Raw genomic sequence first — 15,385 nt, 5'->3', positions numbered from 1 at the left:
TTGAACGCTGACGCCTCGCACGCTAGAACAGCACGGAAGGGCCGGTCAAGGAGAGAGAGCGCCCTGTCGAAGACTCTTGACGCTCCGTCGGGCCGCTCCCTAGCGTGTCCACGGTTGTGAATTCCACTCACGTGAATGCCACGGCATGCAGTTGAATGCCACCGCATGCCGATCGACGGAGGAGATCCGCTCCATGGCCGTACCCCGCACCGTCCTGCTCACCGGTGCCGCCGGAGGCGTCGGCACGCTGATGCGGGAGCTGCTGCCCCCGCACGGCTACGAGCTCCGCCTCCTGGACGTCGTCCCCGTGCCGGGGGCGCCGGACGCGATCGTCGCCGACCTCGCGGACCGCGCGGCACTGCGCGAGGCGGTCCGGGGCGTCGACGCGATCGTGCACCTCGCCGGCATCTCCCTGGAGTCGACCTTCGACAAGATCATGGCCGCCAACATCGCCGGCACGTACAACCTCTACGAGGCCGCCCGCGAGGAGGGCGTCCCGCGCGTGGTGTTCGCCTCCAGCAACCACGCCGTCGGCTTCACCCGGCAGCCGCGCGAGGGCGACCCGCTCGTGCCGGTCGACACCCCGCACCGCCCGGACACCTTCTACGGCCTGTCCAAGTGCTTCGGCGAGGACCTGGCACAGCTCTACTGGGACCTGCACGGCATCGAGACCGTCTCGGTCCGCATCGGCTCCTGCTTCCCCGAGCCCACCTCGGTCCGGATGCTGTCGATGTGGCTCAGCCCGGCCGACTGCGCCCGCCTGCTGCACGCCACGCTCACCGCCGGGGACGTGGCCCACACGATCGTCTACGGCTCGTCCGCCAACACGCGCGCGTGGTGGGACCTCTCCTCGGCCCGGGCTCTCGGCTTCGCCCCGCAGGACGACTCGGAGGTCTACGCGGAGAAGCTCATCGCCGACAAGGGCTTCCCTCCGGAGGACAGTGCCGACGCCCTCTACCTGGGCGGCCACTTCTGCGTGACTCCGCCGCAGTGGCCGCATTGAGCAACGACAGGAGCACCTCATGGACCACCGCCCACTCGCCCTCGTGACCGGCGTCGGCCGCACGGTCGGCATCGGCGCGGGCATCGCCGACCGCCTCGCGGAGTCCGGCTGGGACGTCGCCTTCACGTACTGGGCCCCCTACGACCAGCGCATGGAATGGGGTGTGGAGCAGGGCGCGGCCGCGGCCATCACCGGGCGACTGGCCGAACGCGCCGCCGCCTGCACGGCCGTCGAGGCCGACCTCGCCGACCCCGAGGCGCCCGCGCGCGTCTTCGACACGGTCGAGGAGCGGCTCGGACGCCCGGTCACGGCCCTCGTCATGTGTCACTGCGAGTCGGTCGACTCCGGGCTCCTGGACACCACCGTCGAGAGCTTCGACCGCCATTTCGCGGTCAACACGCGCGCGTCCTGGCTGCTGATCCGGGAGTACGGCCGACGGTTCACCGGCACCCAGGGGACCGGCCGCGTCGTCGCCCTCACGAGCGACCACACCGTGGGGAACCTCCCGTACGGGGCGAGCAAGGGCGCTCTCGACCGCATCACCCTGGCCGCCGCGCGCGAGCTCGCCCACCTCGGGATCACCGCCAACGTCGTCAATCCGGGTCCGGTGGACACCGGCTGGATGTCGGCGCCGCTCCGGGAGCAGATGACCCGGCAGACGCCGCTCGGCCGCCTCGGCACCCCCCGGGACACCGCGCACCTGGTCGACTTCCTCTGCTCGCCCGAAGGGCAGTGGATCAACGGGCAGCTGTTGATGAGCAACGGAGGGCTCGCGTGAGACTCCCGGCGTGAGGGCCGGGAGCGGCAGGAGCGAGCAGGGGGCACACAGGAGTACGCAGGACCCGGCCGGACTGATACGGGGGAGCCGGCCGGGGCCCGGGTCACGGCGCACGCTGGCAGCCGGACCTGCTCACCGTAGGCCCGGCCGAAGATCATCGCGAGCCGCTGAACGCGACCCCTGTCCGGAATGCGCGGCGGGTTGATGCATGGAACCCACCGGTCAGCGAACTTCGCGCCCCCTTGCGCGCCCCGGCGCACGCCACAGCTCAGGCGACGGGCACACGGGCCCGCACACGACGGCGGACGACCCCCTCAGCGGCACCCGCGCAGGGTCTCCGACGGCGACTCCCCGAACTTCTCCCGATAGCGCGCCGCGAAGCGGCCCTGGTGGGCGAAGCCCCAGCGCCAGGCCACCTCGCTCACGCCCACCTCGTCCGGCCCGGCCGCCCGCAGCTCCTCGCGGACCCGGTCGAGGCGGACCTCCCGCACGTACGCCATCGGCGACATCCCCACGTACTCGCGGAACGACTCCTGGAGGCGGCGCACGCTCACCCGGGCCAGGGCGGCCAGCTCGGTGGTCGTGAACGGGTGCTCGGGGCGCTCGCGCACCGCGTCCATCACCCGCTTGACCGGGGCCGGCCGCCGCGGCTCCCCCGGGTGCGCGAGCGCCTCGCGCCAGGGGTGCTCGGCGGCGAGCAGCAGCCCGTTGAGCAGCGCCTCCTGCAAGGGGCGCGCCACCAGCTCGTGCCGGGCGAGGCCCTCTCCGGCGAGCGCCTCCGCGGCGACCTGGCGGGCGAAGCGCACCCAGCTCAGACCGGGACCGCGGGTGATGTCCAGGCCGGGCGCGAAGACGAGCGGGCCGCGCGGCGGGCGTCCGATCAGCGCCTCCAGACGGTCGCGCAGCTCGGCCGCGCCGACCTTCACCGACAGGGTCCTGCAGTCCCCGGTCCAGCGGTCGAGGAAGGTGTCGCCCGCCGGGTCGAGCAGCAGGGCCTCGCTCTCCGTCGCGACGATCGGGGCCCCGCCCTGGCGCATCTCCATCCGCCCGCTGAGCGGCGCGTTCAGGTGGTACGCGCCCAGCTCCCCGAAGCTCATCCGCACATCGGCCCCGCAGCTCAGGTCGCCGATGACCAGCGGGCCGAGCACGACCGTGTCGAAACGCGCCGCGAAGGGACGTCGCTCGCGGTCGACGAGGTCCATCCGGTTCGCGTAGTAGCGGGCGTCGAGCTCCACGCGCGCCTCGTCCACGTCCTGTGTCCGAAAACAGTTCCCGTCGACCGCGCCCACCGTGCCCCCCACCCCCGCCGGTACCGCCGGCCCCTCCGCCCCCACTGCACCCATGGGTCGAAAGAATATTCATATGACGGATCTGACCGGGAACGGCAGGATGCCCGGCATGCCACGACCCCACGGATTCACGTACGAAAAGCGCCGGGACGGCTCGGTGGTCCTCACCCACCAGGGACGCGCCGCAGGTGTACTGCGCGGCGCCCGCGCGGAGAAGTTCCTCGCCGAGGTCGAGTCGGGCGACGCCCAGCTCGTCATGGCCCGCTGGACGGGCTCGTACCGCTTCGGCAACGAGCGGCAGGCCAAGAACCACCCGCGTCATCAAGGTGGCCGAACCGGCCGAGGGTAAGGGAACGGCAAAGGCACCCGGATCGTTAGCCCAGGCATGACCGCTATGACCCCCGGCTCGAACATCCCTCTCACCGCCGCGCGCGTGGCGGTGGACGTCGCCGCCCCGGTGCGGCTCGACGTCTCGGGCCTGCTGCTCGGCGCCAACGGCAAGGTGCGCTCGGACGACGACTTCATCTTCTACAACCAGCCGTCCGGCCCCGGTGTCACGTACCGCTCCGGCGGCGGCGCCGCCCCCGACGCGATCGTGGTGGACACCGGCGCCGTCCCGGCCGGTATCGAGAGGATCGTCGTCACCGCGAGCCCCGACGCCGCGGGCCAGACCTTCCAGGGCATCGAGCCCACCGCCACCCTTCGCAACGCGGACGACGGCACCGTCCTCGCCACCTTCACCCCGCCGCAGCTGGCCACCGAGACGGCGCTCGTCGTCGTCGAGATCTATCTGCGCAACGGCGCGTGGAAGGCCCGCGCCGTCGGCCAGGGCTATGCCAACGGCCTGGCGGGCATCGCGACCGACTTCGGCGTCTCGGTGGACGACGAGCCCGCCGCCGCCCCGGTCGCGGCCGCCCCTGTCGCCCCGCCCGCCCCCGTCGCCCCGCCGGTGGCGCCCCCGGCCCCGCCGGCGCCGCCCGTCGCCCCGGTGGACCCCCGGATCGCCGCCACCACGCCGTCCGCTCCCCCGGCCGCCGCCTCCGGCAAGATCAACCTCGACAAGGGCCGGGTCAGCCTCCAGAAGAACCAGACGGTGTCCCTGGTCAAGGGCGGCCGTCCGCTGCTCTCCCAGGTCAAGATGGGCCTCGGCTGGGAGCCCGCGTACCGGGGCAAGGACATCGACCTGGACGCCTCCGTCATCGCGTACGGCCCGCAGCGCAACCACCTGGACAGCTGCTACTTCGGCAAGCTGTCCATCCTCAACGGCTCGGTGAAGCACTCCGGCGACAACCTCACCGGTGAGGGCGCGGGCGACGACGAGGTGATCGTCGTCGACCTCGGCCGCCTGCCCGCCGATGCGACCGGTCTGGTCTTCACGGTGAACTCGTTCTCCGGCCAGAAGTTCACCGAGGTCGCCAAGGCCTACTGCCGGCTGATCGACGCGGCGACGGGCGAGGAGCTGGTCCGCTTCGACCTGACCACCGCCGAGCCGCAGACCGGCGTGATGATGGCCAAGCTGATCAAGCAGTTCACCGGCGAGTGGGAGATGACGGCGATGGGCGAGTTCGTGAAGTCGCGGACCGTCCGGGGCATGGTGAAGCCGGCCGCCCAGGCACTCTGAGCGGCCGGACCCCCGGTTCAGAACAGGGCGCTGTACGCGTTGAGGGCGGGCTGGCCGCCGAGGTGGGCGTAGAGCACGGTCGAGTCCCGGCCGATCTCTCCCCGGTCCACCAGATCGATCAGTCCCGCCATCGACTTCCCCTCGTACACGGGGTCGGTGACCATGCCCTCGGTGCGGGCGGCGAGCCTCATCGCGTCGAGGGTCGCCTCGTCCGGGATGCCGTACACCCCGGCGTGGTAGCGCTCGTCCAGCTCGACGTCGGCCGCCGTCACCGGGCGCTCGACGCCGATGAGGGCGGCGGTGTCCCGGGCGATCCGGGTGATCTGCTCGTGCGTCGGACCGGGCTTCGCGGAGGCGTCGACGCCGATGATCCGGCGGGCCGGTCCGCCCTCCTCCTCGGCGAGCGCGGCGAAGCCCGCGACCATCCCGGCCTGGGTGGAGCCGGTCACCGAGCAGACGACCACCGTGTCGAAGAAGACGCCGAGTTCACTCTCCTGCTCCGCCACCTCGTACGCCCAGTTCGCGAAGCCCAGCCCGCCGAGCCGGTGGTCGGAGGCGCCCGCCGGAATCGCGTACGGCTTGCCGCCGCCCTCCTCGACCTCCCGCAGGGCCAGCTCCCAGCTCTCCTTGAAGCCGATCCCGAAGCCCGCCTTCACCAGGCGGACGTCGGCGCCCGCGAGGCGGCTGATCAGGATGTTGCCGACCTTGTCGTAGACGGAGTCCGGCCAGTCGACCCAGCTCTCCTGGACGAGGACGCAGCGCAGCCCGGCGCGGGCGGCGACGGCGGCGACCTGCCGGGTGTGGTTGGACTGGACACCGCCGATGGAGACGAGGGTGTCGCAGCCCTGGGCGAGGGCGTCGGCGACGAGGTACTCCAGCTTGCGGGTCTTGTTCCCGCCGTACGCCACACCGGAGTTGCAGTCCTCGCGCTTGGCCCAGAGGGTGGCGCCGCCGAGGTGGTGGGTGAGCCGTTCGAGGGGGTGGACCGGCGAGGGCCCGAAGAGGAGCGGATAGCGGTCGAAGTCGGTGATCGGCAAAGCGGCTCCCGGTGAGTGACGGCTGCTGGTCGACGTTCCTGGACGCGGAGACGGGCACGGACGGACGCCAGCGCGGACGCGCGGGCCGGAGGTGGGGACGGGCGGGCTACGGAGCCGCGGACCCGGGCGACGTGCGGGAGGTGGAGGACGTGGGCGGCGTGGGAGGCGTGGGCTCCGTGGGCGCCGGAATGCCCGTCACCTCCGCCACCTCGATGGCGTCGTCCGCGAGCTGCTCCAGGGCCGCCCAGATCTCCGTGGTGACCCGTACCGCCTCCTCCGCGTCCCCCGCCGCGCACGCGTCGATGAGCCGCGCGTGCAGCTCGGCCGAGCCACAGCTCCCGGCATCGCCGAACAGGCGCCGTTCGACACGGCGGATCAGGGGGGTGTACCGCGCGATCGTGGCGGCGGCGGCATGGTTGCCGCTGGCGACCACGAGGACCTGGTGCAGCTCGTCGTCGGCGTCGAGGGCGGCCTCGACGTCGGAGGCGCGGACGGCGGCGGCGAAGCGCTCGTTGGCCTCGCGCATGGCGCGGACGCCCTCGGGCCCGAGCAGGGGCACTCCGGTCCTGGCGGCGAGTTCGTGCATGACCCGGACCACCGAGGCGGCGTCCCGGACGACCCGGCTGACCGGCCGGGTGACCCGGGTGTAGCTCTGCGGCTTGGACTCGACGAGCCCCTCGTCGCCGAGCCGGGCCAGGGCCTCGCGCACGGGTGCCCGCGAGAGCCCCAGCCGGTCGGCGAGGTCGGCGTCCTTGAGCGGAGCACCGGGGGCGAGGTCACCGCGCACGATGGCCTCGCGCAGTGCCTCGTAGGCCCGGTCTCTCAGCAGGGTCCGGCCCACGGGCCGTAATGCGTCCATGGACTGACATGTTAAATGTCAGTCCATGGAGCTGACCAGAGGTCAGAAGTGAAGGTCGGGTGCGGGTCAGCGGCGCGGCTGGCGGCGCCACGGACCGGTGATCGCCACCATGATGCCCGGGTCCTGGATGTTGGCGAACAGCGTGTCACCGTCGGGCGAGAAGGTCACGCCGGTGAACTCGCTGCCGTTGAGGTCGTTGCGCGCGATCGGGTAGGTGCGCCCCGAGTCGGTGGCGCCGAAGAGGTGCTGGACGCCCTCGCCGTCCTCGGCGATGACGAGCCCGCCGTACGGGGAGACGGTGATGTTGTCGGGGCCGTCGTAGGCGCCGTCCACGTCCGGGTTCGCGTTCACGCCGAGCAGCACCTTGAGGGTGAGCGTGCGCCGCTTGGGGTCGTAGAACCAGACCTGTCCGTCGTGCGCGGCGCCGGGGCTCTCCTCGCGCGCGTAGGAGGAGACGACGTACGCGCCGCCGTCGGCCCACCACATGCCCTCCAGCTTGCGTGCGCGGGTGATCTGCCCGTCCGTGAACTGCTTGCGGACGGAGACGGTACGGCCGTCACGGTCCGGGACGTCGACCCAGTCCACGCCGTAGACGGTGCCGATCCGGCCCGCCCGGGAGAGATCGTCCACGAAGCGGCCGCCGGAGTCGACGCACTTGGCGGCCTGGAGCACACCGGCGTCGTCGGCGAGGGTACGGAGCTTGCCGCGGCCGTGCTCGAAGCCCTTCGGCGGCACCCAGCGGAAGAGCAGTCCGTTGGGGTTGGAGGCGTCCTCGGTGAGGTAGGCGTGGCCGCGCTTGGGGTCGATGACGACGGCCTCGTGGTCGTACCGGCCGAAGGCCTTGACCGGCTTCGGGGCGCGGTTGGCGCGGCGGTCGCGCGGGTCGACCTCGAAGATGTACCCGTGGTCCTTGGTCATGCCGTTGACGCCGGCGCGGTCCGAGTTCTCCTCGCCCGTCAGCCAGGTGCCCCAGGCGGTGCTGCCGCCCGCGCAGTTGGTGGAGGTGCCGGCGATGCCGACCCACTCGGCGACGGTGCCGTCGCGGTGCACCTCGACGACCGTGCAGCCGCCGGCCGCGGCCGGGTCGTAGACGAGCCCCTCGGTGAGCGGGACCGGGTGCTCCCACTTGTCGCGGATGCCCTTGAGCTCGTGGTTGTTGACCAGGTACGTGGTGCCGCGCGGTCCGGCGAAGGCGGCGGTGCCGTCGTGGTTGGAGGGCGTGAACTCGCCGGACTCCAGCCGGGTCACACCGCTGTGGGTGATGACGCGGTACGAGAACCCGGCGGGCAGGGCGAGCATCCCCTCGGGGTCGGCGACGAGCTCTCCGTACCCGAGCCGGTGGCCGTGACCGTGGCCATGACCGTGGTCGCGGTCGTGACCGTGGTCGTGACCGGCTCCGTACGTCTCCGGGTCGTCGGAGGCGAGGGCCTCGGGCGCGGTGGCGAGAGCACCGACGACACCGGTGAGGGCGAGGCCCGCACCGGCGACGGCGGACTGCTTCGTGAACTCTCTGCGGTTGAGGGGCATGTGTGGCGTTCTCCCTGTGCTGGCCCGGATGTCGCGGGCCACCCTCCCGCGCCGCCACGAACACCACCTGAACGCCACGGGAACACCGCCCGGCGCACAACAGCCCGGCGCACCGCCCGGCCGGCAGCCCCGCTGTCAGCCCCACGTACGGCCCGGCGGCCACGACCACGTCCTCCCGGCCGCCGCGGCCAGGCCGCGCCCGCCCGGCGCCCGGTGCCCGGCCGCCGGTCCCCCGGCCGGCCGGTCCCCCGCAGCCGGCTCCCCGACCGCTCCGCGCCGCTACGACCCCGAACGCGACCGGGCCTTGAAGGCCGCCTTGCGGGCCTCCTTCGCCGCGCTCTTGTCGCGGTGCAGACGTCCCATCGCCTCCAGGACCTCGGCGGTCGCCGGGTGCTCCACCCGCCAGGCCGCCTCGAAGAAGCCACTGTGGCGCCCGGTGAGCCCCTCGATCAGCTCCTGGAGCTCCTCCAGGTCCCCGTCCGCGTCGAGCTGGGCCGCGATCGTGTCGATCGCCAGCCAGAAGATCATCGACTCCGGCGGCGCGGGCACGTCCGCTGCGCCACGCTCGGCGAGCCAGACCCGTGCGAGGCCGCCGAGTTCCGCGTCGTCCAGGACCTCCCGTACCGCGGGCTCCGCCTCCGCGCCCACCAGCGACAGCGTCTGCTGGCAGTGGAGGCGGCGCAGCGGCGAGCCGGCGTCCGAGCCGCGCGCGGCGTGCAGCAGCTCGCGGGCGGCGGCGAGCGGGTCGCGGCCGGTCAGCCAGGCGGCGGTCTCCTCGCGGGCGGCGGCCTCCGGGTAGCCGGAGATCCCGTCGAGCAGCGCGTCGGCACCCTTGTCGGCGAGGTCGCCGACGGCGGGGGCGCCCACGCCGGCCTCCAGCATCCGGGCCCGGATGCCGTAGAGACCGAGCTCGGTGAGCCGGACCATGCCGTACCGGGTGACGTCCTCGTCGTCGATGGGCGGCGCGGGCTCCTCGCCCTCCTCGGCCATCAGCGCCTCGTCGACGGGCTGGTACTCGACGAGCCCGATCGGTTCGAGCAGCCGGAACTGCTCGTCGAGCCGCATCATCGCGTCCGAGACCTGCTCCAGGACGTCGTCGGTCGGCTCGCCCATGTCGTCGGGGACGACCATCGACGCGGCGAGCGCGGGCAGCGGCACCGGGCCCTCGCCGGGGCCGCCCTCGCTGACGGTGAGCAGGTAGAGGTTGCCGAGGACGCCCTCCAGGAACTCGGCCTCGATCTCGGGGTCCCAGTCGAGCGACTCGATGTCGATCTCGCCGTCCTCGCCGACGATCGCGTCCAGATCGTCGAGGACCGGGGCGACGGCGTCGGCGAAGACCGCGTCGAAGCCGTCGAGCCAGAGCGCGAGAACCTCCTGGGGCGAACCGGCCGTGACGACCGCGAGGTTGTCACCGACGGAGGCCCGCCCGGGGGCGTCGCCCGCCTCGTCCTCCTCGCCGTCCTCGACGTTCACCAGGCCGGTGTCGACGGCGAGGCGCCAGGCGTCGCCCGCCGAGATCTCGCCGTCCTCGTCGTCGGCGAGGCCCAGGACCTCGACGGCCTCGGGCAGTTGCTCGTCGACGAGCTCGCCGCCCGCGTCGACCCGGGTGTCGGGTCCGGCCCAGCGGGCGAGCCGCACCGCGTTCGCGAGGAGGGGGGCCGCCAGCGCGTCCCGCGCCAGCTCCGCGTCCGCACGCAGCCGAACGGGGGGAAGGGTGGGGTGCTCCGCTGACATCTGGGGGGTCTCCTCGACGCGTCCGTGGGTGAAGGCTTGCGGGTGAACGAAAGGGGCTCGGAGGCGGGCTCCGAGCGCGGCTCTCAGCGTAGACGCATCCGGGGGGACGTCCGTCGGTTCATGTCTCCGTCAGCCTTCGTACACCCGTCGACTCTTGACAAGTTGGCCGCCATGCAAAGAGATTGACGCGCGTAGATTCATCTGCCGTTCCTCCAAGTACCCTCGGAGTCCCCTGATGCCTTCCTCCATACCGAGATCTGCCGGCCGCACCGTCGCGCGCTCCGCCGCGGTCTCCGCCGTCGTCGCCGCCGCCCTCGCCGCGGGTCTGCTGGCCGGTTCGACGAACGCCGCCGCCGAGGACACGGCCGGTGTCCGCATCCACGACATCCAGGGCACCACGCGCGTCTCGCCGCTCGTCGGCCAGCAGGTCACCGGCGTGACGGGCGTCGTCACCGGCGTCCGCACCTACGGCTCGCGCGGCTTCTGGATCCAGGACCCCGAGGGCGATGCCGATCCGGCCACCAGCGAGGGTCTCTTCGTCTTCACGAGCTCCGTCCCGACGGTCGCCGTCGGCGACGCGGTCAGCCTGAGCGGCACGGTCACCGAGTACGTGCCCGGCGGCCTGAACTCGGGCAACCAGTCGCTGACGCAGCTCTCGAAGCCCGTCGTCACCGTGGTCTCGCAGGGCAACGCCGTCCCGGCCCCGGTGACCATCTCGTCCTGGTCGGTGCCCGACGAGTACGCCCCCGAGGGCGACCCGGCCGCCGCCGGCTCGATCAACGGCCTGGCCCTGGACCCGGAGACCTACGCCCTGGACTACTACGAGTCCCTGGAGGGCACCAACGTCCGGATCGGCTCCTCGCGCGTGGTCGGCGCCACCGACCCGTACTCCGAGCTCTGGGTCACGGTGAAGCCCTGGGAGAACCGCAACCTGCGCGGCGGCACGGTCTACGGCTCGTACGAGTCGCAGAACACCGGACGGCTCCAGATCCAGTCGCTGACCCCGATCGCCCAGCAGCCGTTCCCCAAGGCGAACGTCGGCGACCGGCTGACCGGCACCACCGAGGGCCCGCTCGACTTCAACCAGTTCGGCGGCTACACGATCACCGCCCGCACCCTCGGCACGGTCGTCGACCGCGGCCTGGAGCGCGAGTCCACGGACGAGCAGCACAAGAACGAGCTGGCCGTGGCCACGTACAACGTGGAGAACCTCGACCCGAGCGACCCGCAGGAGAAGTTCGACGCGCTCGCGAAGGCCGTCGTCGCCAACCTCGCCTCGCCCGACATCCTCGCCCTGGAGGAGATCCAGGACAACAACGGCGCCAAGAACGACGGCACGGTCGCCGCCGACCAGACGGTGAAGAAGTTCACGGACGCGATCGTGGCGGCCGGCGGCCCGGCGTACGAGTGGCGCTCGGTCGACCCGGAGAACAACAAGGACGGCGGCGAGCCGGGCGGCAATATCCGTCAGGTCTTCCTCTTCAACCCCGAGCGGGTCTCCTTCACGGACCGCGCCGCCACCGACCCGAGCTCGGCCACCGGCGTGACGGGCCGCAAGGGCCACGCCGCCCTGACGGTCTCCCCCGGCCGGATCGACCCGGCGAACACCGCATGGGAGAGCAGCCGCAAGCCGCTCGCGGGCGAGTTCGTCTTCCGCGGCCGTACGGTCTTCGTGATCGCCAACCACTTCGGCTCGAAGGGCGGCGACGAGTCCATCGTCTCGCACCACCAGCCGCCGGTCCGCTCCTCCGAGGCGAAGCGGCTGCTCCAGGCGCAGTCCGTCAACGGCTTCGTGAAGCAGCTCCTCGCCGTCGAGAAGCAGGCCGACGTCCTCGTCGTCGGCGACATCAACGACTTCGAGTTCTCCGGGACGACGAAGGCGCTGACCGACGGCGGCGCGCTGTACCCGGCCGTGAAGTCGCTGCCGCGCAGCGAGCGCTACTCGTACGTCTTCCAGGGCAACAGCCAGGTGCTCGACCAGATCCTGACGAGCCCCGGCGTGCACCACTTCGAGTACGACAGCGTCCACATCAACGCGGAGTTCGCCGACCAGGACAGCGACCACGACCCCCAGGTCCTGCGCTTCCGCCCGTAGTCACCCGGGACGGCCCGGCGCGGCGACGAGCCGCTCCGGGCCGTCCGGCCGTGTCACACGCCCGCGCTCAGGCTGAGCGCGGGCGTGTACCGCTTCACCCGGCTGCCCACGAGCCCCGGGTAGTGGTGCACCCGCGCCCAGGCCCCGCCCATCCGGCCGTCGTCGGCCAGCCACTCCTCATGGGCCCGCTCGCTCTCCCACTCGGCGTAGTTCAGGACCCGCCCGCCGTCGGTGGCCAGATGGAACTGGACGCTGTTCCCGCCGGTCCCCGGCCGCAGCGCCGCGTCCTCGTCCATGGCGGTGAACACGGTGTCCACCCAGGCCCGCCGGCGCCCCGCGTCGGGCCCGTCGAAGTCGACCTCCACGACCACGACGACACCGGGCAGCTCTCCCGTGCTCGTCGCGTCGAGGACGGCGGACCGGTGGATCGGCGCGTAGCGGCGGAGCTCCACCCGCTCGATGCCGGGCACGGCGGCGTCGATCTCGGCGTTCCGGTCGTCGCGGTAGGTGCGGACGAAGTCCTCGTAGGCCCGCTCGTCCGTCCACTGCGAGTAGTGCAGCAGGGTGTCCCCGTCGGTGCCGGCCTGGACGCTGTACGAGAGCAGCCCGAGGTCGGGCCATTCCCTGCTCTCCCAGGCCTTGCGGATGGCGTCGACGGCCGCACGCTGACGCTCGGGGGTGCCGACCCGCCAGGTGCTGACGAGGACGGCGCCGACACCGGGGCGGTGGAGGTCGGGGCGGGCATCGGGGTGGGCGACGGCGTTCATGGGGGTCTCCTGTTCCTGGGGGTTCCGGGGGTTCCGGGGGTTCCGGGGGTTCCGGGGGTGCCTGGGGTGCCCGAGAGTTCCCCGTGGCTTCCTCGGATGACTCCACCGTCGTACCTCAACCTTGGTTGAGGTCAACCCCCGTTCCCGTGCGAGACTTCGCGCCATGCCTCTTCGCGACCTGAACCTGCGCCCCGCGACCCGCGTCGAACTCCCCGCCGTCCTCGCGCTCCTGGCCGACGAGGACACCGTCGTGGACCCCGCCTCGGTCACCGTCACCGAGGCGTACGAGCGGGCCTTCGCGGACATCGAGGCCGATCCGCGCAACGAGATGCTGGTCCTGACGGACGGTGAGCTGGTCCTGGGCTGCCTCCAGGTCACGTACATCCCGGGGCTCGGCCGGGGCGGCGCCGAGCGGGCCCTGGTCGAGGCGGTCCGGATCCGGGCCGACCGGCGCGGCGGCGGTCTCGGCCGCGAGCTGATGGAGCGGGCCGCGGCACGCGCGCGGGACCGCGGCTGCGCGCTGGTCCAGCTGACCAGCGGCAAGCGGCGGACGGAAGCCCACCGTTTCTACGCCTCCCTGGGGTACGCGCGCAGCCACGAGGGCTTCAAGCTCGTGCTCTGATGCCCGGTCCGGCCTGCCCGACAGGACCTAGCCGAGCAGGTGGCCGCCGCCGTCCACGAGGAGCACCTCGCCGGTGATGTACGCGGAGTGGGCCAGGTCGTGGACGGCCCCGGCGATGTCCTCGGCCCGGCCGACCCGGCGCAGCGGGACGACCTCGGACACGTGGGCCTTGGCCGCGTCGGCGCCGTCGACCCCGTCGAACCAGGGGGTGTCGATGAGGCCGGGAGCGACCGCGTTGACCCGCACGTCGGGGCCGAGGGTCTTGGCGAGCAGCTTCGTCATGTGGTTGACGGCCGCCTTGGAGACGGCGTACGGGATGGAGCTGCCGCCCGGCCGGACACCGGCCTGGGAGGAGACGTTGACGATGGCGCCGCGGGTCTTCCGCAGGTGCGGGACGGCGGCGGTGACGGTCTGCCAGACGCCGATGACGTTGACGTCGTAGAGGTGGCGCCAGACCTCGGGCGAGGCGGCTTCGAGGTCGTCGTGCGGGATGAACCGGGTGGTGCCCGCGCAGTTGACGAGGAGGTCGAGACGGCCGAGGGTCTCCACGGCCCGCTCGACGAGGGCCGCGGCCTGGCTCTCGTCGGAGACGTCCGCCCGGAGGTAGACGGCGCCGGGCAGTTCGGCGGCGAGGCGTTCGCCCGCCTCGACGGAGCGGGCGGAGTTGACCACGACCCGGTATCCGGCCTCGGCGAGGCGGCGGGCTACGGCGGCGCCGATGCCCGAGGACGAGCCGGTGACGAGGGCGACGCGTCCGCCGTCCGTGCTGTGTGCGCTCATGCTGTGCTGTTCTCCATGTCCCCCTGTCGCGCCCGTCGATCATGCCAGAGCCCTCACGCTTAAGTGACCGTGATCTTTCAGCCGAAGCAGATCTAAGTGGACCTTCACCGTGCATTCCGCCCAGACTTCGGTGATGAGCACTTCCCTCACCCACCCGGCACGCCCCTTCGGCCGCGCGCTCTGCGCGATGATCACCCCGTTCGCCCCTGACGGCGGGCTCGACCTCGACGAGGCGGGCAAGCTGGCCGCCCGGCTCGTCGGCGAGGGCTGCGACGGTCTGGTCCTGAACGGCACCACCGGTGAGTCGCCGACCACCACCGACGCCGAGAAGGCCGCGCTCGTCCGCGCCGTCCGGGAGGCCGTGGGCCCCGGTCCCTCGGTCCTCGCCGGCGTCGGCACCGCCGACACCCGCCACACCGCCGAACTGGCCCGCCAGGCCGAGGCGGCGGGCGCGGACGGCCTGCTCGTCGTCACCCCGTACTACAGCCGGCCTCAGCAGTCGGCCGTCGAGGCCCACTTCCTCAAGGTCGCGGACGCGACCGGTCTCCCGGTGATGGTCTACGACATCCCCGGCCGCACCGGGACCCGCGTGGAGACCGCGACGCTGCGGCGGCTCGCCGAGCATCCGCGGATCGTGGCGGTCAAGGACTGCGCGTACGACCTGCTGGGCTCGGCCCGGGTGATCGCGGAGACCCCGCTCGCGTACTACTCGGGCTGCGAGGAGATGAACCTGCCGCTGTACGCGGTCGGCGGCGCCGGCTACGTCAGCACGGTGGCGAACGTGGTGCCCCGTCAGCTGCGCGCGGTCCTCGACGCCTTCGACGCGGGCGACACCGCGGAGGCGGCCCGGCTCAACGCCCGGCTGCTGCCGCTCGCCGAGCGGATGATGGCCGCGGGCCTGCCCGGCACGGTGACCGTCAAGGCGCTGCTGGGCGGTCCGGTCCGCGAACCGCTGCAGCCCGCCGACCGGGAGTCGGTCGACGGGCTGCGTGGTCTGTACGAGGCGCTGCTTCAGGCGGAGTCGGTGGTGTAGGTCCTGCCGAGGACGGCGGCGTGCTCCAGGACGTCCTCCAGCGGGTCGTCGATCTGACCCGTGTGGAGCGAGAGGCTGGGCCCGTTGGTGACGGTGGGCCCGCTGTGGGTGTGCGTCTCGTCCGCCGTGGCCGTCCCGGCCGGTAGCAGGACCGCCGCCAGGGTGAGCACTCCTGCGACCATGGGCTTCGTCCTCATGTCGACTCCTCGCCTCGTCTGCGTGCAGTGACTCTGCGTTCTG

At 72.6% G+C, this 15,385-nt stretch carries 15 protein-coding genes; 7 read left to right on the top strand and 8 right to left on the bottom strand.

Annotation, left to right across the window (positions count from 1 at the left end):
• Positions 1-193: 193 nt before the first annotated feature.
• The gene (locus tag ACZ4XX_RS05725; protein WP_468506688.1) at positions 194-1,003 is read left to right on the top strand and encodes an NAD-dependent epimerase/dehydratase family protein; all 810 of its coding nucleotides are present in this window, start codon (positions 194-196) and stop codon (positions 1,001-1,003) included.
• 19 nt (positions 1,004-1,022) lie between these two features.
• Positions 1,023-1,781 carry an SDR family oxidoreductase gene (locus ACZ4XX_RS05720; protein ID WP_468506687.1) on the top strand — a complete coding sequence of 253 codons (759 nt, stop codon included), beginning with the start codon at positions 1,023-1,025 and terminating at the stop codon, positions 1,779-1,781.
• A 314-nt stretch (positions 1,782-2,095) separates the two neighbouring features.
• Here the strand turns inward: ACZ4XX_RS05720 and ACZ4XX_RS05715 are convergent, their stop codons facing one another.
• Positions 2,096-3,031, bottom strand: a complete 936-nt coding sequence (locus ACZ4XX_RS05715) for an AraC family transcriptional regulator (protein WP_468506686.1) — start codon at positions 3,029-3,031, stop codon at positions 2,096-2,098.
• A gap of 148 nt (positions 3,032-3,179) precedes the next feature.
• Between ACZ4XX_RS05715 and ACZ4XX_RS05710 the strand changes: the two genes are divergently transcribed.
• Entirely contained in the window at positions 3,180-3,419 is a 240-nt protein-coding gene (locus ACZ4XX_RS05710; RefSeq protein ID WP_468506685.1) for a hypothetical protein, read from the top strand.
• 36 nt (positions 3,420-3,455) lie between these two features.
• Positions 3,456-4,691 (top strand): TerD family protein, encoded by a 1,236-nt coding sequence (locus tag ACZ4XX_RS05705; RefSeq protein WP_468506684.1) that lies wholly within the window; start codon positions 3,456-3,458, stop codon positions 4,689-4,691.
• Positions 4,692-4,708: 17 nt separating this feature from the next.
• Here the strand turns inward: ACZ4XX_RS05705 and ACZ4XX_RS05700 are convergent, their stop codons facing one another.
• The 4 genes from ACZ4XX_RS05700 to ACZ4XX_RS05685 form a co-directional block, all read right to left on the bottom strand.
• The gene (locus tag ACZ4XX_RS05700; RefSeq protein WP_468506683.1) at positions 4,709-5,728 is read right to left on the bottom strand and encodes a 1-aminocyclopropane-1-carboxylate deaminase; all 1,020 of its coding nucleotides are present in this window, start codon (positions 5,726-5,728) and stop codon (positions 4,709-4,711) included.
• Positions 5,729-5,834: 106 nt separating this feature from the next.
• Positions 5,835-6,587, bottom strand: coding sequence for a GntR family transcriptional regulator (locus ACZ4XX_RS05695; protein WP_468506682.1), 753 nt, complete (start codon positions 6,585-6,587; stop codon positions 5,835-5,837).
• Positions 6,588-6,653: 66 nt separating this feature from the next.
• Positions 6,654-8,114 (bottom strand): alkaline phosphatase PhoX, encoded by a 1,461-nt coding sequence (locus ACZ4XX_RS05690; protein ID WP_468506681.1) that lies wholly within the window; start codon positions 8,112-8,114, stop codon positions 6,654-6,656.
• A 279-nt stretch (positions 8,115-8,393) separates the two neighbouring features.
• Positions 8,394-9,848 (bottom strand): hypothetical protein, encoded by a 1,455-nt coding sequence (locus tag ACZ4XX_RS05685; protein ID WP_468506680.1) that lies wholly within the window; start codon positions 9,846-9,848, stop codon positions 8,394-8,396.
• Between the two features lie 235 nt (positions 9,849-10,083).
• Here ACZ4XX_RS05685 and ACZ4XX_RS05680 point away from each other — a divergent pair, with 235 nt between their 5' ends.
• Positions 10,084-11,943, top strand: a complete 1,860-nt coding sequence (locus tag ACZ4XX_RS05680; protein WP_468506679.1) for an endonuclease/exonuclease/phosphatase family protein — start codon at positions 10,084-10,086, stop codon at positions 11,941-11,943.
• A 53-nt stretch (positions 11,944-11,996) separates the two neighbouring features.
• Here the strand turns inward: ACZ4XX_RS05680 and ACZ4XX_RS05675 are convergent, their stop codons facing one another.
• Positions 11,997-12,710, bottom strand: a complete 714-nt coding sequence (locus tag ACZ4XX_RS05675; RefSeq protein WP_468506678.1) for an antibiotic biosynthesis monooxygenase — start codon at positions 12,708-12,710, stop codon at positions 11,997-11,999.
• A 163-nt stretch (positions 12,711-12,873) separates the two neighbouring features.
• Between ACZ4XX_RS05675 and ACZ4XX_RS05670 the strand changes: the two genes are divergently transcribed.
• Positions 12,874-13,332, top strand: a complete 459-nt coding sequence (locus ACZ4XX_RS05670; RefSeq protein ID WP_468506677.1) for a GNAT family N-acetyltransferase — start codon at positions 12,874-12,876, stop codon at positions 13,330-13,332.
• 27 nt (positions 13,333-13,359) lie between these two features.
• Here ACZ4XX_RS05670 and ACZ4XX_RS05665 read toward each other — a convergent pair whose 3' ends face one another.
• Positions 13,360-14,112 (bottom strand): SDR family NAD(P)-dependent oxidoreductase, encoded by a 753-nt coding sequence (locus tag ACZ4XX_RS05665; protein WP_468506676.1) that lies wholly within the window; start codon positions 14,110-14,112, stop codon positions 13,360-13,362.
• A gap of 133 nt (positions 14,113-14,245) precedes the next feature.
• Between ACZ4XX_RS05665 and dapA the strand changes: the two genes are divergently transcribed.
• Positions 14,246-15,145 (top strand): 4-hydroxy-tetrahydrodipicolinate synthase, encoded by a 900-nt coding sequence (dapA, locus tag ACZ4XX_RS05660; RefSeq protein ID WP_468506675.1) that lies wholly within the window; start codon positions 14,246-14,248, stop codon positions 15,143-15,145.
• Here the strand turns inward: dapA and ACZ4XX_RS05655 are convergent.
• The gene (locus ACZ4XX_RS05655; protein ID WP_468506674.1) at positions 15,124-15,342 is read right to left on the bottom strand and encodes a hypothetical protein; all 219 of its coding nucleotides are present in this window, start codon (positions 15,340-15,342) and stop codon (positions 15,124-15,126) included. The genes dapA and ACZ4XX_RS05655 overlap by 22 nt on opposite strands.
• Positions 15,343-15,385 lie beyond the last annotated feature (43 nt).

It is taken from the genome of Streptomyces sp. NPDC029956, from assembly GCF_055574655.1.
The sequence above is the reverse complement of the archived record's forward strand: the minus strand, read 5'-3'. Positions and strand labels throughout refer to the sequence as shown.